Source organism: Bradyrhizobium sp. (assembly GCF_035273305.1).
Taxonomy (GTDB): Bacteria; Pseudomonadota; Alphaproteobacteria; order Rhizobiales; family Xanthobacteraceae; genus Bradyrhizobium.
Window position 1 is genome coordinate 1 of sequence record NZ_DATEPI010000104.1, and the last position, 20,110, is coordinate 20,110.

Consider the following 20,110-nt stretch of genomic DNA (forward strand, 5'->3'; position numbering starts at 1 on the left):
GTGGCAGCTCGAGGCTGGTGAAAATCGCGCCGAGAAACAGCCATGAACCGAACTCACGCGAGACCAGATTGGTGTGCTTGCCCTGCCAGCCCAAGCCCGCTGCCTGCGCCAGCGGCTTTTCCATCACCGCAGCGGTATCGACGAATATCTTGGCTTCGCCGCCAGAAGTAGCGACCAGCCATCGTGCCAACGCCTTGAGGCGTTTTTTGATGATATCGTGGTAGTCGTCGCCCTTGGCGTAGACCGAGATCGCGCCGCGAGTCTTTTGCGCGAGAATCGCCAGCGGATTTTCATCCGGCCCATAATTGACACCCAGCATAATGATCGAGCGCACATCAGGCCAGAGCAGGCGCGGATCGGCGCGGCGCTCAGGGCGATCAGCAAGCCAGTCCATATCGCCATGTGCGCCGAGTTCGAGAAAAGCGTGAAACCACTGACCAGCATCCGTGATCGCATCCGGCCCAGTGATCCCGAAGCTATCGAAACCGAGCGCGCGCGCTTCGCTCGCCAGCGCGGCTTTCAGCTCGGTAGCGCTAAACTTGATAGCGGAGTTCAGAAGTCCAGGTCCACGTAGGTGCGCGACGCCGGCACCCCGGCCAGCCATTCGCTCAGCAGGGGGCGGAACGACGGCCGGGATTTCACCCGGGCGTACCAGGCCTTTGCTGCTTCGTCTTCGATCCATGGCACATCGCCTAGATAATCGATCGCGGAAAGATGGGCCGCGGCGGCGAGATCCGCATAGGTCAGGCGGTCGCCAGCCAGAAAGTTCCGGGTTCGCGCCAGCCATCCGATATAGGCAAGATGATAGCGCACATTTGCCTTTGCCGCTCTCATCACCTCCGCTGCCGGCGCACCGCCGCCATCCTGCTCGCTCATGAATCGCTTGTAGATTCGCTCCGTGACCAGCGGGTTGGAGGCTTCCTGATAGAATTTCTCATTGAACCAGGCCATCAACCGGCGCACCTCGATGCGCTCGCCCATGCTGGTTGGCAACAGCCGCCGCTCTCCCATCTCGCGTCCGTGGGCCTCATCGAGATATTCAATAATGACGCCCGCGCCGGGAATCGCCGAGCGGCCGTCCGCTGTCAGCACCGGAGTAGTGCCCGCCGGGTTGAGCGTCAGAAAAGTTTTGCGTCGTTCCCAAACCCGCTCTTCCACCAGTCGCAATTCGAGGCCGTGTTCGCCAAGCGCCAGCCGGATAAAGCGTGAAAGCGGACAGAACGAATGATGAAACAGTGTGTACATGAGCCCTTGTTATTTGTGCGCTGCTTAAGAAATCATCACCGCCTTAATACGTCAGGCAAACGCATAAACCACCCAAGCAGCGCGCCAAACTACCGAAGCGCGCGAGCGAGGCAACCTGTGTTTTCGCGTTTTTTACGATTGCCGCAGAGATGCGAATAGGCCAGAAGGATTCTGGCTTTGGGGCGGAATCGATCAGAACGGATCATTGTGATGATGTCTGACGCATTGCGGGCGGTGGTCCTCGGTATCGTCGAGGGTGTCACCGAGTTCCTTCCAGTGTCTTCGACGGGACACCTGTTGCTTGCGGAAAGGTTCTTTAATCTCGGCGAGGGCAGTTTCTGGAACAGCTTCACGATCTTGATTCAGCTCGGCGCAATTCTGGCCATTCTTGTGCTCTACTTCGGGCGATTGTGGCGGATCGCGCTCGGCGCGTTCTCCAATTCCGACGATCGGCGATTCGTCTTGGGTGTGCTGGTCGCGTTCCTTCCGGCGGTCATCGTCGGCCTGATTGCCGGGAAGTACATCAAGGAACTTCTGTTCAATCCGTGGGTGGTTTGTTTTTCGCTGATCGTTGGCGGCGCCGTATTGCTGTGGGTTGATCAGCTCGATCACAAGCCGCATGAATACGATGCGACCAAATTTCCGTTGCCGATGTATCTGGTCATCGGGGTCGCGCAGTGCGTGGCGATGATTCCCGGCGTCTCGCGATCCGGCGCCAGCATCGTGGCTGCGATGTTGTTGGGCGCTGACAAACGCGCGGCAGCAGAGTTTTCATTCTTTCTCGCGATCCCAACCATGATCGGTGCGTTCGTCTACGAGTTCTACAAGAACCGGGCTGACATCAACCTCGACCACGCCGGCGTCATCGCGATCGGTTTTGTGGTGTCGTTCATCACTGCGATGATTGTGGTCAAGACCTTCCTGACCTACGTCACCCGCCATGGTTTCGTGCTGTTTGCGTGGTGGCGCGTCATTGTCGGCACGCTCGGCCTGGTCGCGCTGGCGATGGGACGCTAACACCCGCTCCAGATTACTCGGTGTCCGCGCGCAGGTCTAAGTGCGCCTGTTCGCGAACTGCCCCGTCTTGCGGAATCGCCATAGATATTGCGGAGCGATCGCTTCCAGCGAATCCGGCGCGATTCCCAGGCCTTCCAGCGTCAGGCCGCTGGCCTTGGCGGCATCCGACACGACATTGTCGGTGCGCAGCAGTGCTACCTGATCCGGTGTTAGCTTGAGAGGTCCCGGCGCGAACTGCAGAATGAATGCCTGCAACTTTGCGAGGCCAAACGGCAGTGAGATCAGCATGCGTCGGCGTTCGATGGTGGAAAGAATGATTTGCATGATCTCGCGCATGGTCAGCACTTCCGGACCGCCGAGTTCGTAAGTGGCGCCAGCTTTGGTCTTGCCGTCGACGGCATCGGCGATCGCGGTCGCGACATCGCCTACATAGACCGGCTGCATTCGGGTCATACCGCCACCGATCAGCGGCAAGGCTGGCGATACCCGTGCCAGTGCTGCGAAACGGTTGGTGAACTGGTCCTCGGGCCCGAATACCACCGATGGCCGGAAGATGGTGGCGGAGGGCGTGGCCGACAGCACCGCTTTTTCGCCTGCCGCTTTCGTGCGCCCATAACCCGATGGTGACTTCTCGTCCGCTCCAATGGCCGAAACATGCACCATGTCGGCGCCGACGGCCGCCGCGACGCGGGCTACCGCGCCGGCGCCCCGAGCTTGAACCGCCTCGAAACTTTGAGCGCCGCTCTCGGCCAGAATACCGACCAGATTGATGGCCGCATACGAACCCCGCATCGCGGCCTCGACCGAGGTCGGATAACGCAAATTGCACTGCACGGCGTGAATCTGGCCGACCCGACCGAGGGGCTGCAAATGGCCAGCTAGTTCCGGTCGGCGCACTGCCACCCGGATGCGGTAATCGCGCTTCGCCAGCGCGCGCACCACGTGTCGGCCCAGGAAACCCGATCCTCCGAAAACCGTGACCAGCGTGTCCAGATTCGATGCCATGGCGCCTGTTCCTAAGGGTCAAATTCGATCGGTCGTGCAGATATTTGGCGGTTTCGCGATACGCCATCATGCTGATGCTGTACAGCGCATTTGCCTCGCAGCGTGCCAATTTGACAAGCGCGCAACCGATCCGTACTAACCCGCCCGGGCCCAGGTGGCGGAATTGGTAGACGCGCTGGCTTCAGGTGCCAGTGGCTTCACGGCCGTGAAGGTTCGAGTCCTTTCCTGGGCACCAACTATCGTTGGATGCTCTCCCATCACCGATCAGGGTTCACCGGCTGCTCGCCTGTTCGAACTTTGGGCGGTAGTTTGGTCGGCAGCGATTCGAAGAGGTTCTGACGATGACCGTGCGCCTGCATCGAGGCGATCTGCCGGATCTGACCCGCTACACCAGTTCGGTGGCGATCGATACCGAGACCATGGGCTTGCAGCCACACCGGGACCGGCTCTGTGTCGTGCAGTTGTCGAACGGTGACGGAAGCGCCGACGTCGTGCAGATCCCAAAGGATCAAGCCAACGCGCCGAATTTGAAAGCACTGTTGGCCGATCCGAAGATCATGAAGATATTTCATTTCGCGCGGTTCGATGTCGCCGTGCTCTACAACGCTTTCGGCATCATGCCGCGCCCCTTGTACTGCACTAAGATCGCCTCGCGGCTGTCGCGCACCTACACCGATCGCCACGGCCTGAAAGACCTGGCGCGCGAAGTTCTCAACATTGATTTATCGAAGCAGCAACAATCGAGCGATTGGGGTTCGCAGTCGCTGAGCGAAGCACAGTTGGCCTATGCAGCATCCGACGTGCTGCATCTGCATGCGCTTCGCGAGCGGCTCGACGCCATGCTGGCGCGGGAGGGCCGGCTGCAACTCGCGCAAGCCTGTTTCGAATTTCTGCCGACGCGCGCCAAACTGGATCTGCTGGGCTGGGAAGCCGAAGACATTTTCTCGCATTCTTGAGATTGGAGCGGACCCTAGCAGCGCGCCCGCCCCGTTTCGGTCACACTCTAACGGCGGGTGCGGGCTGCACAATCCGCCTGCACCGGCTACAATAGGGCCGGGCATGCGCACCCCCATTGTTTTGGAGCAGCGGTGAATTCGGTTCGGAACCCCGCCTATCAGGCCGGCATGGAGGCGCGGTTTGCCATTGCCTCGCGCCACAGCCGCATGGTTCGGCTGCTCCGTATCGCCGTTCCCGGCACGGTGATCCTGGCATTGGCGGTCATTATAGCGGTTTCGATTTTCAATCCGTTCCGAATGTTGCTGCCCAAGCTGCCGGTTGACATGGGAAACCTCGTGGTCTCCGGCACCAAGATCACAATGGAATCGCCGCATTTATCCGGATACACGCCCGATCAGCGGCCGTACGAAGTTTGGGCAAAAACCGCGACGCAGGATGTGACGGCGCCCGATCACGTCGATCTCAAGGCTTTGCGGGCCAAAGTGTTGATGGCCGATCAGACAACCACGGTGACGCTCGATGCCCGCGACGGCTCTATGGATACCAAGCAACAGCTGCTTCAGCTGCATAAGGACATCTTTCTTCAATCCTCGGCCGGTTATGAAGCGCGGCTCTCTCAAGCATTTGTCGATATGGCAAAGGGCACCATCACTTCGGAGGAGCATGTCGATGTCAAACTGCTCAACGGCACACTCACCGCCGACAAGCTAAGGATCACCGGAGGCGGTGAGGTGGTGACCTTCGAGGGTAATGTGGTCATGAATTTGGATAATCTGAATGCATCCGACCAGCCCGGCAGTCCTGCTGCGGCCTCCGAATCCGCTTCAGACTATTCGGACAAGAACCGGTCTTCTTCGGTCAAGAGCAGCAACGCGAAATGAATTGCAGACGCAGCACTCTCAGCCGGATCGTAGGCGCTGTGATTGCCGCCGCGTTCACGATCGCCATGGGCGCGTCCGGTGACGCAGGTGCGCAAAGCACGATGACGGGCGTGCCGAATGCCATGCAGGGCTTTTCGCAGAATCGCGATCAACCGATCCAGATCGAAGCAGCGTCGCTTGAAATGCGCGACAAGAAAAAGGAAGCGACATTTTCGGGCAATGTAAAGGTGGTGCAGGGCGACACCACCATGACGTCAAAGAGCCTGGTGGTCTTTTACGATTCAAATTCGCCTTCCGCCCCATCGCCAGCATCAAGCGGCAAAGCGGCGAAATCAGCACCGATGCAGTCCGCAAGCCCGGGACCCGGAGGCAGCTCATCGATTCGCCGGCTGGAAGCGAGGGGCAGCGTCGTGGTGACGCAAAAAGACCAGGTCGTGACCGGAGAGACCGCGGTGTTTGACACCCGGGCCAACCTGATCACGATGCTTGGCGGGATCGTGCTGACCCAATGCAAGAACGTGCTACGCGGTGACCGGCTATTCGTGGACATGACGACCGGTGTGTCGCGGGTAGAATCCGACAGCGGCAAGGTTCAAGGCCTGTTCATACAGTCCGGGCAGGGTTGCGGGTCAGGTTCGTCGGCCTCTGGATCGCCGTTGCCCGGATTTGGCTCTTCAAATAAATCGAAGTGATATCAGCGGCTTGACAAAGTACTGCAGTCCGCAAGGTTGAAGCCTGCGGCATCCACCTGTATTTACGGCACGATCATAAGTGATCGGGAATGCAAATCCGGTTGCGCGTCGGATCGGGCTGTAAATTCTTTAAAACAGCGCGATGTCCTTTCGCCGGCGGCTCCAATCTTTTCCGATCGCGCGCCGAAGGAGTCGGTGACGGAAATCGAGGGTGTTTCGCTGGGCAAGCGACACCCATTGCTTCATGTTGCGCGAGCGAATCGAATCGCCGGGCGGGTGTGAGATCACCCCTGAAAGGCAGAGCGAAGCGAGGATGGTGGATTTACTCGGCATGTTCCGTCGCCGGCCGGCCAAACGCAGTCCGCCAGGATTTGCGCGCTCGCGTGCGGACATCACCTCGGTCCGAGACACGATGGGCGGCGTGCTGACCAGCCCGGTTCGGGACGCGCCTCCAACCGCACGCGAAGCGCCCTTGCCGAAGCCGCAGCCGCCCCGGGGCGGAGAGAGGCCGAAGCCGCGCAAGGCTAATGGAGCCAGCACCGCCTTTCGATCAGCGCAACGACCGGGCTATCTGGCGGTGCATAGTGTTGAAAAAAGTTTCGGAACGCGGCAAGTCGTTCGCGGCGTCAGCATCTATGTCCGTCGCGGCGAGGCGGTCGGTTTGCTTGGGCCGAATGGCGCGGGCAAGACCACCGTATTTTACATGATCACCGGGCTGATCAAGGCGGATCGCGGCGCGATCGAGCTCGATGGCCACGACGTCACCAGACTGCCGATGTACCAGCGTGCCCGGCTCGGAATTGGTTACCTGCCACAGGAAGCTTCGATCTTTCGCGGCCTCACCGTTGAACAAAACATTCGCGCCGTGCTGGAGGTCGTGGAGCCCTCCAAAAAGAAACGCGAGGCCGAGCTTAACTCGCTGCTGGATGAATTCAATATCGCCCGACTGCGCAAGACACCGTCGATCGCACTCTCCGGTGGCGAGCGGCGGCGCGTCGAGATCGCGCGTGCGCTTGCGACCCGGCCCAACTATATGCTGCTCGACGAGCCGTTCGCCGGCATCGATCCGATCGCAGTGGGCGACATTCAGGATCTGGTCCGCCATCTTACCAATCGCGGCATCGGCGTGCTGATCACGGACCATAACGTTCGCGAAACGCTCGGACTGACCGACCGCGCCTATATTGTCTACGCCGGTGAAATTCTGACCGAGGGCAGTCCGGAGGAAATTGTTAACGATCCGGATGTACGCCGCCTTTACCTTGGCGAAGAATTCCGGCTCTAAATGAGACTGGAAAATCGTCTCCACATTTTTCGCGCCGGTCAAGCCGTGTACATCGGCGCTGGACTGAGTTAAGCAAGAATCGGACCAACTTTCAGGTATCGGCTCTTGCCTCCATGGCGCTGACGCAGAGATTAGAGTTCCGGCAATCGCAGTCGCTGGTGATGACGCCGCAATTGATGCAGGCGATCAAGCTGCTGCAACTGTCGAATCTCGACCTGTCGGCATTCGTCGAGGAGGAATTGGAGCGGAATCCGCTGCTGGAACGCGCTGAGGGCCCCGAGCCCGCGGTTGCGGGGGAGCCGGTGCCCGAGCGCGAATTTTCCGACTCCGACCATTCTTCTGGCGACGATGCCGGCACCGAGGGCTCCCAAGGCGGATTGAACTCGGCTGACGGATTCGAAGCGGTCCAGGAAGACTGGCTTGCCCACGACCTCGGCACTCGAGCCGAAATCGAGCAGACCCTCGACACACCGCTCGAGAACGTATTTTCCGAGGAGCCGGCCGAGGCTGCGGCGCGAACCGCCCAGGATGCGGCTCCGACGGCCTACACCGAATGGGGAGGCGGTGCTTCCAACGACGATAGCTACAATCTCGAAGCCTTTGTCGCGGACGAAGTTACGCTCGGCAGCCATCTGGCTGAACAACTGGCGGTGGCTTTCAACGATCCGGCGCGGCGCATGGTCGGTCAGTACCTGATCGATCTCGTGGATGAGGCGGGCTACGTTCCTGCCGATCTCGGGCAGGCTTCCGAGCGGCTTGGCGCCTCGCAACAGGACGTAGAGGCGGTTCTCACGGTGCTGCAGAAATTCGATCCGCCTGGCGTGTGCGCGCGAAATTTGAGCGAATGCCTCGCGATCCAACTTCGCGAACTCGACCGATACGATCCGGCGATGCAGGCGCTGGTCGAAAATCTCGATCTCCTGGCCAAGCGCGACATCGCGGCTTTACGAAAACTGTGCGGGGTCGATGATGACGACATCACCGACATGATCGCTGAAATTCGCCGTCTTGATCCAAAGCCCGGGTTGAAGTTCGGATCGACGCGAACGCAGACCATGGTGCCGGATGTGTATGTGAGGCCGGGACCCGATGGCGGATGGCACGTCGAACTCAACAGCGACACGTTGCCGCGCGTGCTGGTCAACCAGACCTATTACACTGAGTTGTCAAAGACGGTTCGCAAGGACGGCGATAAATCCTATTTCAGCGATTGTCTGCAGAATGCAACTTGGCTTGTGCGAGCGCTCGATCAGCGCGCCCGCACCATCTTGAAGGTCGCGACCGAAATCGTGCGTCAGCAGGATGGCTTCTTCGCGCGCGGTGTCGCGCATTTGCGCCCGCTGAACCTCAAGACTGTGGCCGATGCGATCCAGATGCACGAATCGACGGTGTCCCGGGTCACTGCCAACAAATACATGGCGACCAATCGCGGCAGTTTCGAATTGAAGTATTTCTTCACTGCTTCGATCGCCTCAGCCCACGGCGGCGAAGCTCATTCGGCGGAGGCGGTGCGCCACCAGATCAAACAGCTGATCGACATGGAAGAACCAACGGCGATATTATCGGATGATACCATTGTGGAACGATTGCGTGGATCCGGTATTGATATTGCCCGGCGTACCGTCGCCAAGTACCGCGAAGCCATGCGCATCCCCTCCTCCGTGCAGCGACGCCGTGATAAGCAAAGCATGCTTGGTAATGCACTTTCCGCGCCCGCATCGTCAGACCGGTCCCGCGATACGCAGCCTGCCTGATTGTTCAGCCGGGTCGGGATAGTGTCGGCTCCCATTCTGGTAATCGAGGCAACAGGAAATGAGTCTGCGGATTTCGGGAAAGAGCATCAATCTCGGCGAGGCCCTGCGCGGGCGAGTCAACGAGCGCACCGATGAGGTGTTGCGCAAGTATTTTGATGGCAACTATTCCGGCCACATCACGCTGAGCAAGGATGGTTTCGGTTTTCGTACCGAATGTGCGCTGCATCTGGATTCGGGCATTACGTTGGAGGCCGACTCCAATGCACCCGACGCGTATGCCAGCGCCGATCAGGCGCTGCTGATGATCGAAAAGCGATTGCGGCGCTACAAGAGCAGGCTAAAGGACCGTTCGGCCCGCAAAGCGCACGCCGCTTCGGAAGCGCTTGCGGAGATCAGCGCGCCGGCGCTGGACGCATCAAGCTATGTCATCGAATCGCCAGCCGAAAGCGATGAAGAGATGATCGGCTACGCTCCCGTAATCATCGCGGAGACCAGCACGTCGTTGAAGCGGCTGTCCGTCAGCGAGGCTGTGATGGAACTGGATCTGACCGGCGCGCCCTGCATCGTGTTCCAGCATGGCTCCACTGGCCGGGTGAACGTCATTTACCGGCGTTCGGACGGCAATATTGGCTGGGTCGACCCGCCGGGAGGCAAGCAGGAGGATCAGGCGTGACCGGCATTGACGACCCTTGGGCCCCTCCCTATGGTCCGCGCCCCGAACGGCGCCGCCGTCAAAAGCGGTGCGGCGGGAGTTGGCAGCGGAGCGCGGTTGGAGTAGAAGCCGCGCAACCAAAATCCGGGTGTAACCCGGCCTACCGTCTCATCTTCTTGACGCCGCCCTGCTAAAGCTTATTTCTCATACTGACGGCTAATTCACCTCGGAACGCCCCATGACGATTACCGATCTGGTCGCACCCGAGGCCATTCTGCCCGCGTTGAAAGTCAACACCAAGAAGCAGGCGCTCCAGGAACTTGCCGCGCGCGCATCAGCGCTGACCGGCCAGAACGAACGCGCGATTTTCGAGGTGCTGCTGCAGCGCGAGAAGTTGGGAACCACCGCGGTCGGTTATGGCGTGGCAATACCGCATGGCAAGCTTCCCAAGCTCGAAAAACTGTTCGGCTTTTTTGCGCGACTGGAGCGGCCGATCGATTTCGAGGCGATGGATGGCCAGCCGGTTGATCTCGTGTTCCTGCTGCTGGCGCCTGAAGGGGCCGGCGCCGATCATCTGAAGGCGTTGGCGAGAATAGCGCGGCTGTTGCGCGACCAGGACGTCGCCAAAAAACTGCGCGCGTCCCGCGACGCGCCAGCGATCTATTCAGTGCTCGCGCTACCGCCCGCGAGCGCGGCGTAGACGCGGAATGTCTCCGGCAAATCGATCGCTATGCCATCGGGCAGCGTCACCGGCCCGGTGGCGTTATCGATCCTGTGATCAATTTGTAGTTCGAGCCAGCGGCCGGCGACGGCGCGGGAGCGACTTCAGATCGGAATCAAGCAGGCGCCGATCTCTCGCCCCAAAGAGAAACGCGGGCTCTATTCCGGCCAAGCCAGAACAACAACCCGCGTTCGATATCGTGAATTCTTGATTTAACGTCGCTGATGCAGCGAGCATGCGCTGCGAATCTCAGGCTTGGTTTTAGCGACGCGGCGTACCGGCAGTATTCAGTGAACGCTGACCGCTTGGAGTTCGTTGCTCCATGCGTTTGCGATCGCCGCTTCGCGGCTGTCGGTCAGCATGATCGGAGTGCCATCGGCGGCGTGGAGTGCGAACAGCTTCAGGCCGGGCGCGATCTTCGGCGCCTGCGGAAACAGGACCGGCACATCCTCGGAGCGGATCTGCTTCACGTACGCGATGGAACCCTCGCCCAAGGTCGCCAGCGACTCCGTTGAGACGGCCGCCGGTTCAAAAACAACAGTACCTTCAGTCATGGTCTCGACTCCTCTGTTGGAATAAGCGGTCGAGTCCGCTACTCGTTCCATTATTCATGTTCATTGATAGCGATTGTCTTAACGACCTTTTCCGGCTCAGGCCGGGCCAAATCGATCGACAAAAGCCCGTTTTTCAGGTCCGCGCCCAGCACCTGCATCCCCTCCGCCAGCACGAAAGTGCGCTGGAAATGACGCGCGGCGATGCCGCGGTGGATGTATTGCCGAGCCTTGTCCTCCTGCTGACGGCCCCGGATCACGAGCTGGTTTTCCTCAATGGTTATATCGAGTTGGTCGCGGGTAAATCCGGCGACCGCCAGCGTGATTCGCAGCCGTTCGGGCTGGCCGTTGGCGCGATCACACCTCTCGATATTGTACGGAGGATAGCCGTCGGCGCCTTTGACGACGCGATCGAGCGCTCGCTCGATTTCGTCGAATCCCAGAAGGAACGGACTGGATAACGAAGGAACACGAGTCATTTTTTTACAAAGTCCTCTCGAAGCGACTTTGACAGTCTGGAGCCCTTTCGGCGCTCCTGCCTACGCGGCCCGGCGGCGGCTTAGCCCTCCGGACAAGCCCAATATGGCAATGGCTTAGGCTAGGTTCAAGCGCTGCAACGCACCGTCCGGAACTCGCCCAAAGCTACAGTTTGATCCGGTTTCGACCATCGGCGCTAAATAGGTGCAGCTTGTCGCGAGGTGCGGCGGCGTGGATACGCTCGCCGATCGAGGGGGCGGTGGCGCCGGGAAGCCGAACGATGACTTCGCCGGGGGCCAGCTCGCCCGGTCTGAGGCTCACGGTCGGAGTGTCGCGTTCCTGTGAGCGGATGCCGTAGACGTATGTTTCAGCACCGACCCGCTCGATCGCCTCCACTGTCAGCTGCAATCCCAGACCGCCCGTCGGCTTTTCGCTTGTCAGTAGCAGGTCCTCCGGGCGAATACCGAGGATGCCGTCGTTGCCGGGCGCCTGAAATCCCCCCGCATCGCGTAGCGGCATCAGATTCATCGGCGGCGCGCCGATGAACGAGGCGACAAAGGTCGTCATGGGTTTCTGATAAATCTCAAGCGGATTGCCGATCTGCTCGACACGGCCACCATTCATCACCACCAGGATGTCGGCAAGAGTCATGGCCTCAAGCTGGTCATGCGTGACGTAGATCGAGGTGGTCTGCAGCCGGCGCTGCAATTTGCGGATTTCGACCCGCATCGCAATCCGCAGCTTGGCGTCAAGATTAGACAAAGGCTCATCGAACAGAAACACTTTCGGCTGCCGGACAATGGCGCGTCCCATCGCGACGCGCTGGCGCTGTCCGCCGGAGAGCTGCCGCGGCTTGCGCTCCAGCATCGCGCCAAGTTCGAGGATGCGCGCAGCTTCCTGCACACGCGTGTCGATCTCGGGCCGGGGCATGCGCCGGTTGCGAAGGCCGTACGCCATGTTGTTGTAGACGCTCATATGCGGATAGAGCGCGTAATTCTGGAACACCATCGCGATATCGCGATCGGCCGGCTCGATGCCGTTGACGATACGGCCACCAATATCAATTTCACCGCCGCTAACGGTCTCGAGCCCTGCGACCATACGCAGCAGTGTGGATTTGCCACAGCCGGAGGGACCCACCAGGACGCAAAGCTGGCCATCGCCTACCTCGAAGTCGATACCTTTGATCGCTTCGAAGCCGCCGGGATAGGTCTTGCGGACGTTGCGGAGCGTTACGTTGGCCATGAAATCTCTTTCAAGAGGGCGCTAGCTGCGAGCACGGAGCCGCGGAGAAGTGACGTTTCATTGGCCTTTCCCGTTTCCGCTGCCTTCATTTTTCAGTCTCGACCAGGCCGCGCACGAATAGTTTCTGCATGACGAGAACGATAAACACCGGCGGCAGCATGGCCAATACGGCCGTCGCCATCACGACAGGCCATTCGGTCAGCGCATCGGTGGTGGTGATCATCTTGCGGATGCCGATCTGGATGGTCTGCATGTCGTCGCGCGTGGTGATCAGAAGAGGCCAGAGATATTGGTTCCAGCCGAGGATGAACAGGATCACGAACAGGGCGGCCATGTTGGTGCGCGACAGCGGCAACAGGGTATCCCAGAAGAAGCGGAGCGGTCCGGCGCCGTCGATACGCGAGGCCTCAAGCAATTCATCAGGAACTGTCATGAAGAATTGCCGGAACAGAAGCGTTGCGGTCGCTGAGGCGATGAGCGGCAGCGCAAGGCCCGCGTAACTGTCGAGCAAGTGCAGGTCGGCGACAATCTTGTAGGTTGGATAGATACGCACTTCGACAGGCAGCATCAGCGTGATGAAGATGAGCCAGAAAATCGACATCCGGAACGGAAACCGGAAATAGACGACCGCGTAGGCCGATATGATCGAGATCGCGATCTTGCCGACCGCGATCAGCATCGACATCACAAGCGAGTTGAGCAGCATCGTACTCACCGGCTCGCGCGTCGAGCCGCTCGTGCCGACAAAGATGGTCCTGTAATAGGTCTCCAAAAAATGACCGCCCGGCAACAGCGACATCTGACCGTTGGCAATTACTGCATTGTCCTGTGTGGACGCGATGAAAGCCAGATAAACCGGAAATGCGACGATCGCGATCCCGACCCACAGAATGCCGTGAGCGACATAACGGCGGATGCCCTCGCGCTCGACCATCAGTAGGTCACCTTGCGTTCGACGAACCGGAACTGGACTGCGGTCAACACGATCACGATAGCCATGAGGATGACGGACTGTGCCGCGGAGCTGCCGAGGTTGCCGCCGAGCAGGCCGTCGCCATAGACCTTGTAGACGAGCGTTTCAGTAGCCTTTGCAGGGCCGCCGCGGGTCATCGTGTCGATGATGCCGAAGGTATCGAAGAAGGCGTAAACGATGTTTATGACCAGCAGGAAGAAGATCGTCGGCGACAGCAACGGGAAGATGATGGTCCAGAATCGTCGCATCGGACGCGCTCCGTCGATCGCGGCTGCCTCAATCACGCTCCTGGGGATTGCCTGCAGGCCGGCGAGGAAGAACAGGAAATTGTAGGAGATCTGTTTCCAGGCCGCGGCCAGGATGATCAGCAGCGCAGCCTGATCGCCGTCGAGCAGCGGGTTCCAGTCGATTCCCATCGCGCGAAGACCGTGCGCCAGAATGCCCAGCGACGGATTGAGCATGAACACCCACAGCACCCCGACAACGGGAGGAGCCACCGCATAAGGCCAGATCAGGAGCGTTCGGTAGAATGTGCCGCCGCGAAGTGGCTTGTCGGCCATTACGGCGAGCAGCAGCGCGAGGCTGAGCGAGGCGGCGGCGATCGCGAACGAGAACACGAAGGTCCTGACGATGGTGCTGAAATATTCCGGTTGGCTCAGCAGATCCCGGTAATTCTCAAACCAGACGAAGGTCGTCGAGAGCCCAAAGGCATCCTGCTGCAGGAACGACTGCAGCACCGCCTGCGCGGCAGGCCAGTAAAAGAAGACTAAAACGACCGCGAGCTGCGGCGCGACCAGCGCGTAGGGCAGCAGGCGGGACTGGAAGACGGATTGCTTCTGCATGAGAGCCGGGCGGGTAGCAGGCCGCGGGATGCGGCCTGCCGTATCGTTATTGACTCAATGTATCGGCCCTCAATGTACAGCGGTTTTTTCGAACTGGCGAAGCATCTGGTTGCCGCGCTCCACCGCTGCGTCCAAGGCCTGCTTGGCGGTCTTCTTGCCGGCAAGCGCCTGCTCGATCTCTTCCGACCATACGTCACGCAACTGGACCATGTTGCCAAGTCTCAAGCCGCGAGAATTCTCGGTCGGCTCCTTGTTGGTCAACTCTTTCAGCGGCGTCTCCAGATAGGGCTGCTCCTTGTAGAAGCCTTCCGCCTTGGCCTTTTCATAAGCGGCCTTGGTGATCGGCAGATAGCCCGAAGCCTTGTGGATCTCGACCTGACGGTCCGTGTCGGAGAGGAAAGCCAGGAATTTGGCCACGCCCTTGTATTCGTCCGCCGATTTGCCGCCCATGACCCAGAGCGACGCGCCGCCGATGATCGAGTTCTGCGGCGCGCCCTTCACGTCCGGATAATAGGGCATCGGCGCGTTCGTGAAGTTGAATTTGGCCTGGGTTTTGACGTTGCCAAAGAAGGCGGACGAGGTCAGGAAAAGGGGACATTCACCGGAGGTAAAGCGGCCTTCGCCAGCGTTGGTGCGCCCGGAATAGTCGTAGGTTTTGTCCTTTTGCAGCTCGATCAACGTCTCGAGATGCTTGACCTGGAGGGGCCGGTTGAACTCGAGCACAGTGTCGAATCCATCGAGGCCGTTGGCCTTGGTCGAGAGCGGGACGTTGTGCCACGCCGACAACTGCTCGATGTTGACCCAGGTTGCCCACGCATTGGAGAAACCGCAGGTAGCGTAACCCGCAGCCTTCAGTTTCTTGGCATCGTTGAAAACTTCCGGCCAGGTTTTCGGGATTTCGGTGATGTTGGCTTTCTTCAACGCATCGAGATTGACCCACATCACGGTGGAAGACGAATTGAAGGGGAATGACAGCATCTCGCCCTTTGAGGTCGAGTAGTAGCCGGTGATGGCCGGCAGGTAGGCCTTGGGGTCGAATTTCTGGCCGGTTTCCTGCATCAGTTTATACACCGGCTTTACTGCGCCGGTCGCCGCCATCATGGTCGCAGTGCCGACTTCGAACACCTGCATGATCGCCGGAGCATTGCCAGCCCGGAACGCCGCGATACCAGCGTTCATGGTGTCCGCATAGCCGCCCTTGTACGAAGGAACCACCTTGTAGTCGCTCTGCGAGGCGTTGAAGTCGTTGGCGAGCTTGACGACCACATCGTTGTTGCCGCCGGTCATGGCGTGCCACCACTGAATTTCGGTCACCGCGTGAGCGGGACTGGCGAGCGCGAGTGTGGCCGCCAACGTGGTGGCAAGGCCGAAGTGTCGAAGCATGGTATGAATCCTCCCCGTTGGATTTATGTACCTTAGCGCGATAGCAGCGCTGGATGACGCGCAAATGATCATATTAGACAAAGCAACGGAAGCCAGAAAATAGGCGCAAACGCAGCACCCCGCCGGGTCGATAGTTTGGGAGCATTGCGAGCTCGCGAGCGGATCGAGCCACATTCAAGTGCGGCCCTGTCCACGCGGCGTCCTCGTAGGTGGAAGTTAGATCGCCTTAAGCCAGCCGCGAGGAATAGCGCGGGGTTCGCGGAGGGACGAGAATCTTCGCCTCAGCGTTTCCGTTCACCGCCGCAAACTACGCCATCGGCTACCAGGCTGTCGATTTCGGGCTCGGAGTATCCGAATTCCGTCAGGACCTCGACGGCATGCTCGCTGAATTTCGGCGGAGTGCGGCGCAAGCCAGGTTTGCTGCGCTCAAGCCGGATCGGCGAAGCAACCCCCTTGTACCAATCCTTTGCGATGACATCGCCGCGGTGAACGGCGTGCGGGCTGGTCAGGGCCTGATCGATGGATTGCACCGGCCCGGCCGGCAATCCCGCGGCCAGCAGGCGATCGCAGAGTGGCCCGGCATCGGACTGGCTGAACACGGCGGCGAGTTCGTCACGCAGCGCATCGCGATTGGCAATGCGGTCCTTGTTGCGTGCGAAACGTTTATCGGTGGCGAGTTCAGCCTTGCCGATCTCCTTGCAGAGCTTGCGGAACGTGCCGTCATTGCCGACGCCGATAAAGATGTTGTCGGTGCGGGTGGGAAAGATTGCGTAGGGCACGAGGTTCGGGTGCTCGTTGCCGGTGAGCTCCGGAGGTTTGCCGTGCATGAAATAATTCGCGGCATGCGGATGCATGATGGAAAGGCCCGTTTCGTAGAGCGTGGTTTCGAGAAACTGTCCGAGGCCCGACTTCTGCCGCTCCGCCAATGCCATCAGAATGCCGATAGCTGCGTAAAGGCCGGTTGAAATGTCCACCAGTGGAACGCCGATCCGCATCGGGCCGCTCTGCTGCGATCCCGTCGCCGCAATCATTCCAGTCATCGCCTGAATAATGGCATCATATCCGGGATTGCCGCCGCGCGGACCGTCGCCGCCAAAGCCGGAGATCCGACAATGCACCAGCCGGGGAAACTTCGCCCGCAGCACCTCATTGCCGATTCCCCATTTGTCGAGCGTTCCCGGCTTGAAGTTCTCAATCAGCACGTCGGCGCGTTCCAGCATCTTCATCAGCACGGCGCGACCGGCCTCGGATGCGAGGTCCAGCCCGATCGAACGCTTGTTGCGGTTGATGCCCACGAAATACGCGGCGTCTTCGCCGTGGAATGGCGGCCCCCAGTCGCGCACCTCGTCGCCTGCGGGTGGCTCGACCTTGATGACGTCAGCGCCGTGATCGGCCAAAATCTGCGTGCAGTAAGGACCGCCTAGAACCCGCGTCAGGTCGATCACGCGCAACCCGGTCATCGCGCCGGAGTTAGTTTCAGTCGTCATAGGTGGTTCTTGCAGGGTTGCCGAGCACGATCACGCCATTAAGCATCACACCCGCTTCCGCGCAAATGCTCGGCCATAGGTTGGACGGTGCAATCTCGTCTGATTTCGTTGGGATCGACCGGCGCGTGCCTTGCCGCGCCGAAGCCTGCAAAGCTATCGAAGGCTGGTGGAGCCAGGCGGGATCGAACCGCCGACCTCTTGCATGCCATGCAAGCGCTCTCCCAGCTGAGCTATGGCCCCTTGAACCTGCCGCGCGGCTTGGGACGCGGGCGGGCGCACCCTGAACATAGTTCAGGGACGATCTCAAGTCTCCTCGTCGCCGCCGACGTCGCCAATGATGTCGGTGACGTCCTCGTCGCCTTCCTCTTCATCGGCGATGAAGGTGGAATCGTCGTCGTCCTCGTCTTCGATGGTCTCGTCGATTTCGATATCGTCTTCCGACTCCGGAACCACGGCCTTAACCTTGCCGGTATTCTCCTCGGCATCGGCTTCCTCGAGCGGCACCAACTCCTCTGCCTCAACCGGCTCCGGTGTTGCTTCGGCTGCGGAAGCGGCGGCCGCGGCACTGGCGCGCGCTGCGGCATCGGCGCGCGTGCGCGGCGGCGGTACAGGTGCAATTGGCACCACCTCGCCGGTGTACGGAGAGATCACCGGGTTCTTGTTGAGGTCGTAGAATTTCTTACCCGTTGTCGGGCAAATGCGTTTGGTTCCGAGATCGGATTTGGCCACGTGTGGAATCCTGGGAATTTCTGGAAAACGGTGCTTCACTTGGCTAGTTGCCGCGCCCCTGTCAATAGCGCTTTGCGGGCGAACTGCAGCGGCGTGACGCAGCCGCGCCCATGTGGTACCTGCCGCGCGCAGAGGACACAATCTTGACCCAATCCGACCAGCCGAGGCCGCTTGAAGCTCGCGAAAGCGGTGCCTTGATAGGGCAGGTTCGCATCCCCGGGGACAAGTCCATTTCGCATCGCGCGCTTATTCTGGGCGCCTTGGCGGTGGGTCAAACCACGATTTCGGGCCTGCTCGAGGGCGAAGACGTGCTGAATACCGCGAAAGCGATGCGGGCGTTGGGCGCAAAGGTCGAGCGGACCGGCGATTTCGCCTGGTCGATGCGCGGCGTCGGGGTAGCCGGGTTCGCCGAGCCGCAGGCCCCGCTCGATTTCGGCAATTCAGGCACCGGCTGCAGGCTGGTGATGGGAGCCGTCGCAGGCTGTCCGATCACTGCCGTTTTCGACGGAGATGCCTCCCTGCGCAGCCGACCGATGCGACGGGTGCTGGACCCGCTGGAACTGATGGGCGCGCGGGTCAGATCCAATGGAGACGGCGGGCAATTGCCGCTCACGCTCATTGGTGCGCGCGATCCGCTGCCGATCGTCTACCGCACGCCGGTGGCGTCGGCGCAAATCAAATCGGCTGTGCTGTTGGCCGGACTGGCCGCGCCGGGCACCACCACCGTGATCGAAACCGAGGCCAGCCGCGACCACACGGAACTGATGCTGAGACATTTCGGCGCCGAGATCGTTTCGGCGCGGGAAGGCACGCATGGCCGCAAGATCGTCTTGCGGGGCCAGCCTGAGTTGCACGGGATCGACATCGTAGTACCGGCCGATCCCTCATCGGCCGCATTTTTCATAGTGGCTGCCTTGATTGTCGAGGGCTCCGATCTTGTCCTGTCGGACGTCATGACCAATCCGTTGCGCACTGGGCTGTTCACGACGCTGCGCGAAATGGGCGCCGCGATCGAGCAAACTGAAAAGCGCGGCGATGCCGGCGAGCCAATGGCACGGTTGCGGGTCCGGGCGTCAAAACTGCGCGGCGTGGAAGTGCCCGCCGAACGCGCCCCATCGATGATCGATGAATATCTGGTGCTGGCGGTCGCGGCGGCCTTCGCCGAGGGCACCACGATCATGCGCGGCCTGCATGAATTGCGAGTCAAGGAATCTGACCGACTGGAGGCAACCGCGGATATGCTGCGCGTCAACGGCGTAAAGGCGGAGATCTCCGGTGATGACCTCATTGTAGAAGGCAGGGGCCATGTTCCCGGAGGCGGGCTTGTCGCCACCCACATGGATCACCGCATCGCGATGTCGGCACTGGTGATGGGACTCGGCGCCGACAAGGCGGTCCGGGTCGATGATACCGCTTTCATTGCCACCTCATTTCCGGACTTCATCCCAATGATGCGCTCGCTCGGCGCGGAGTTCTCATGATCATCGCCATCGATGGACCGGCGGCTTCCGGCAAGGGCACACTCGGCAAGCGGCTCGCCCATCACTATGGTTATCGCCACCTCGATACCGGGGTGATCTATCGCGCGGTCGCCAAGGCGCTACTGGATTCTGGCGCCGATCTCACCGATGAGGCGCGAGCGGTCGCAGCCGCCCTGGAGCTCGACCCCGAAAAGTTCGGCGATCCCGTCCTGAAAACCCAGCGGGTGGGCGATGCCGCCTCGGTCGTCTCGGCGATTGCCGAGGTCAGGCGGGTACTGGTTAATTTTCAGCGACAGTTTGCGGCCGATCCACCCGGCGCAGTCCTTGACGGCCGTGATATCGGCACCGTGATCTGCCCGAATGCGGATGTGAAAATTTTCGTGCTGGCCGATCCCAAAGTGCGTGCCCGCCGGCGAACACTGGAGGCGAAAGCGCGGGGCGAGGACGCCGACGAAGCCGAGGTTCTGGCCGATATCCTCAAACGCGACGAACGAGACCAAAACCGGGCCGCATCGCCTTTAAAACCGGCTGCAGATGCTTACTTGCTCGATAACTCGCAGTTGGATATAGAAGGCGGCGTCCGGGCCGCCATCGAAATTGTCGAGGCCGTCCGAGCGGGCCGGCAGCCGGTTTGAAACCGCTGCCGTCATTGGAGGAAAGCCCGCTCCAGGTCTTGAAATCGATATGCCGAGGCGAATTGCCTCGTTCAGGCTCCGGACAAAACTCAACGTAT

21 protein-coding genes and 2 tRNA genes are annotated in these 20,110 nt (G+C 60.4%); 11 read left to right on the forward strand and 12 right to left on the reverse strand.

Annotation, left to right across the window (positions count from 1 at the left end; genetic code table 11):
* Window positions 1–604, reverse strand: a 604-nt coding sequence (locus VJV58_RS06740; protein WP_324136562.1) for an epoxyqueuosine reductase, incomplete at its 3' end; no start/stop codon positions are given.
* Window positions 553–1,245, reverse strand: coding sequence for a glutathione S-transferase family protein (locus VJV58_RS06745; protein ID WP_324136563.1), 693 nt, complete (start codon window positions 1,243–1,245; stop codon window positions 553–555). The genes VJV58_RS06745 and VJV58_RS06740, both read right to left, overlap by 52 nt.
* Before the next feature lie 210 nt (window positions 1,246–1,455).
* Between VJV58_RS06745 and VJV58_RS06750 the strand changes: the two genes are divergently transcribed.
* Window positions 1,456–2,262, forward strand: coding sequence for an undecaprenyl-diphosphate phosphatase (locus tag VJV58_RS06750; protein WP_324136564.1), 807 nt, complete (start codon window positions 1,456–1,458; stop codon window positions 2,260–2,262).
* 36 nt (window positions 2,263–2,298) lie between these two features.
* On the opposite strand, the gene VJV58_RS06755 is transcribed toward VJV58_RS06750, so the two are convergent.
* Window positions 2,299–3,267 (reverse strand): complex I NDUFA9 subunit family protein, encoded by a 969-nt coding sequence (locus VJV58_RS06755; RefSeq protein WP_324136565.1) that lies wholly within the window; start codon window positions 3,265–3,267, stop codon window positions 2,299–2,301.
* A gap of 148 nt (window positions 3,268–3,415) precedes the next feature.
* Here VJV58_RS06755 and VJV58_RS06760 point away from each other — a divergent pair.
* The 8 genes from VJV58_RS06760 to ptsN all read left to right on the forward strand — a co-directional run bounded on the left by VJV58_RS06760 (window position 3,416) and on the right by ptsN (window position 10,188).
* Window positions 3,416–3,502: transfer RNA gene (locus tag VJV58_RS06760), tRNA-Leu, on the forward strand.
* Window positions 3,503–3,608: 106 nt separating this feature from the next.
* Window positions 3,609–4,223 (forward strand): ribonuclease D, encoded by a 615-nt coding sequence (locus VJV58_RS06765; RefSeq protein ID WP_324136566.1) that lies wholly within the window; start codon window positions 3,609–3,611, stop codon window positions 4,221–4,223.
* A gap of 132 nt (window positions 4,224–4,355) precedes the next feature.
* Window positions 4,356–5,105 carry an LPS export ABC transporter periplasmic protein LptC gene (lptC, locus tag VJV58_RS06770; protein WP_324136567.1) on the forward strand — a complete coding sequence of 250 codons (750 nt, stop codon included), beginning with the start codon at window positions 4,356–4,358 and terminating at the stop codon, window positions 5,103–5,105.
* The gene (locus VJV58_RS06775; RefSeq protein ID WP_414641429.1) at window positions 5,102–5,797 is read left to right on the forward strand and encodes an LptA/OstA family protein; all 696 of its coding nucleotides are present in this window, start codon (window positions 5,102–5,104) and stop codon (window positions 5,795–5,797) included. Before lptC ends, VJV58_RS06775 begins: the two co-directional genes overlap by 4 nt.
* A 313-nt stretch (window positions 5,798–6,110) precedes the next feature.
* Window positions 6,111–7,082 carry an LPS export ABC transporter ATP-binding protein gene (lptB, locus tag VJV58_RS06780; RefSeq protein WP_324136568.1) on the forward strand — a complete coding sequence of 324 codons (972 nt, stop codon included), beginning with the start codon at window positions 6,111–6,113 and terminating at the stop codon, window positions 7,080–7,082.
* A gap of 113 nt (window positions 7,083–7,195) precedes the next feature.
* Window positions 7,196–8,836, forward strand: coding sequence for an RNA polymerase factor sigma-54 (gene rpoN / locus VJV58_RS06785; RefSeq protein WP_324136569.1), 1,641 nt, complete (start codon window positions 7,196–7,198; stop codon window positions 8,834–8,836).
* 58 nt (window positions 8,837–8,894) lie between these two features.
* On the forward strand, window positions 8,895–9,509 hold the full coding sequence (gene hpf / locus VJV58_RS06790) for a ribosome hibernation-promoting factor, HPF/YfiA family (RefSeq protein WP_324136570.1): 615 nt from the start codon (window positions 8,895–8,897) through the stop codon (window positions 9,507–9,509).
* A 217-nt stretch (window positions 9,510–9,726) separates the two neighbouring features.
* Window positions 9,727–10,188 carry a PTS IIA-like nitrogen regulatory protein PtsN gene (gene ptsN / locus VJV58_RS06795; RefSeq protein WP_324136571.1) on the forward strand — a complete coding sequence of 154 codons (462 nt, stop codon included), beginning with the start codon at window positions 9,727–9,729 and terminating at the stop codon, window positions 10,186–10,188.
* Between the two features lie 308 nt (window positions 10,189–10,496).
* Here ptsN and VJV58_RS06800 read toward each other — a convergent pair whose 3' ends face one another.
* From VJV58_RS06800 to VJV58_RS06840, 9 genes are all read right to left on the reverse strand, one after another.
* Window positions 10,497–10,763: a DUF1150 domain-containing protein gene (locus VJV58_RS06800; RefSeq protein ID WP_324136572.1), complete on the reverse strand. Its 267-nt coding sequence runs from the start codon at window positions 10,761–10,763 to the stop codon at window positions 10,497–10,499.
* A 50-nt stretch (window positions 10,764–10,813) separates the two neighbouring features.
* Window positions 10,814–11,239, reverse strand: coding sequence for an Hsp20 family protein (locus tag VJV58_RS06805; RefSeq protein WP_324136573.1), 426 nt, complete (start codon window positions 11,237–11,239; stop codon window positions 10,814–10,816).
* Window positions 11,240–11,402: 163 nt separating this feature from the next.
* A complete protein-coding gene (locus tag VJV58_RS06810; RefSeq protein WP_324136574.1) occupies window positions 11,403–12,482 on the reverse strand; it encodes a sn-glycerol-3-phosphate import ATP-binding protein UgpC in 1,080 nt (359 codons plus the stop codon).
* An 85-nt stretch (window positions 12,483–12,567) separates the two neighbouring features.
* Entirely contained in the window at window positions 12,568–13,416 is an 849-nt protein-coding gene (gene ugpE / locus VJV58_RS06815; RefSeq protein WP_324136575.1) for a sn-glycerol-3-phosphate ABC transporter permease UgpE, read from the reverse strand.
* Window positions 13,416–14,297 carry a sn-glycerol-3-phosphate ABC transporter permease UgpA gene (gene ugpA, locus VJV58_RS06820; protein WP_324136576.1) on the reverse strand — a complete coding sequence of 294 codons (882 nt, stop codon included), beginning with the start codon at window positions 14,295–14,297 and terminating at the stop codon, window positions 13,416–13,418. Before ugpA ends, ugpE begins: the two co-directional genes overlap by 1 nt.
* A gap of 69 nt (window positions 14,298–14,366) precedes the next feature.
* Window positions 14,367–15,680, reverse strand: a complete 1,314-nt coding sequence (ugpB, locus tag VJV58_RS06825; RefSeq protein WP_324136577.1) for a sn-glycerol-3-phosphate ABC transporter substrate-binding protein UgpB — start codon at window positions 15,678–15,680, stop codon at window positions 14,367–14,369.
* Window positions 15,681–15,961: 281 nt separating this feature from the next.
* Window positions 15,962–17,167: a CaiB/BaiF CoA-transferase family protein gene (locus VJV58_RS06830; protein WP_324136578.1), complete on the reverse strand. Its 1,206-nt coding sequence runs from the start codon at window positions 17,165–17,167 to the stop codon at window positions 15,962–15,964.
* Between the two features lie 164 nt (window positions 17,168–17,331).
* Window positions 17,332–17,407, reverse strand: a tRNA-Ala gene (locus tag VJV58_RS06835).
* Between the two features lie 63 nt (window positions 17,408–17,470).
* A complete protein-coding gene (locus tag VJV58_RS06840; protein WP_324136579.1) occupies window positions 17,471–17,896 on the reverse strand; it encodes a TIGR02300 family protein in 426 nt (141 codons plus the stop codon).
* A gap of 110 nt (window positions 17,897–18,006) precedes the next feature.
* Between VJV58_RS06840 and aroA the strand changes: the two genes are divergently transcribed.
* The gene (aroA, locus tag VJV58_RS06845; RefSeq protein ID WP_324136580.1) at window positions 18,007–19,377 is read left to right on the forward strand and encodes a 3-phosphoshikimate 1-carboxyvinyltransferase; all 1,371 of its coding nucleotides are present in this window, start codon (window positions 18,007–18,009) and stop codon (window positions 19,375–19,377) included.
* Window positions 19,374–20,012 (forward strand): (d)CMP kinase, encoded by a 639-nt coding sequence (gene cmk, locus VJV58_RS06850; protein WP_324136581.1) that lies wholly within the window; start codon window positions 19,374–19,376, stop codon window positions 20,010–20,012. The genes aroA and cmk overlap by 4 nt, the downstream gene beginning before the upstream one ends.
* Window positions 20,013–20,110 lie beyond the last annotated feature (98 nt).

Coding starts and splice junctions, on each gene's coding strand:
- VJV58_RS06745 (WP_324136563.1), bottom strand. CDS start 1,245: ATGTACACACTGTTTCATCATTCGTTCTGTCCGCTTTCACGCTTTATC.
- VJV58_RS06750 (WP_324136564.1), top strand. CDS start 1,456: ATGATGTCTGACGCATTGCGGGCGGTGGTCCTCGGTATCGTCGAGGGT.
- VJV58_RS06755 (WP_324136565.1), bottom strand. CDS start 3,267: ATGGCATCGAATCTGGACACGCTGGTCACGGTTTTCGGAGGATCGGGT.
- VJV58_RS06765 (WP_324136566.1), top strand. CDS start 3,609: ATGACCGTGCGCCTGCATCGAGGCGATCTGCCGGATCTGACCCGCTAC.
- VJV58_RS06775 (WP_414641429.1), top strand. CDS start 5,102: ATGAATTGCAGACGCAGCACTCTCAGCCGGATCGTAGGCGCTGTGATT.
- lptB (WP_324136568.1), top strand. CDS start 6,111: ATGGTGGATTTACTCGGCATGTTCCGTCGCCGGCCGGCCAAACGCAGT.
- rpoN (WP_324136569.1), top strand. CDS start 7,196: ATGGCGCTGACGCAGAGATTAGAGTTCCGGCAATCGCAGTCGCTGGTG.
- hpf (WP_324136570.1), top strand. CDS start 8,895: ATGAGTCTGCGGATTTCGGGAAAGAGCATCAATCTCGGCGAGGCCCTG.
- ptsN (WP_324136571.1), top strand. CDS start 9,727: ATGACGATTACCGATCTGGTCGCACCCGAGGCCATTCTGCCCGCGTTG.
- VJV58_RS06800 (WP_324136572.1), bottom strand. CDS start 10,763: ATGACTGAAGGTACTGTTGTTTTTGAACCGGCGGCCGTCTCAACGGAG.
- VJV58_RS06805 (WP_324136573.1), bottom strand. CDS start 11,239: ATGACTCGTGTTCCTTCGTTATCCAGTCCGTTCCTTCTGGGATTCGAC.
- VJV58_RS06810 (WP_324136574.1), bottom strand. CDS start 12,482: ATGGCCAACGTAACGCTCCGCAACGTCCGCAAGACCTATCCCGGCGGC.
- ugpE (WP_324136575.1), bottom strand. CDS start 13,416: ATGGTCGAGCGCGAGGGCATCCGCCGTTATGTCGCTCACGGCATTCTG.
- ugpA (WP_324136576.1), bottom strand. CDS start 14,297: ATGCAGAAGCAATCCGTCTTCCAGTCCCGCCTGCTGCCCTACGCGCTG.
- ugpB (WP_324136577.1), bottom strand. CDS start 15,680: ATGCTTCGACACTTCGGCCTTGCCACCACGTTGGCGGCCACACTCGCG.
- VJV58_RS06830 (WP_324136578.1), bottom strand. CDS start 17,167: ATGACGACTGAAACTAACTCCGGCGCGATGACCGGGTTGCGCGTGATC.
- aroA (WP_324136580.1), top strand. CDS start 18,007: ATGTGGTACCTGCCGCGCGCAGAGGACACAATCTTGACCCAATCCGAC.
- cmk (WP_324136581.1), top strand. CDS start 19,374: ATGATCATCGCCATCGATGGACCGGCGGCTTCCGGCAAGGGCACACTC.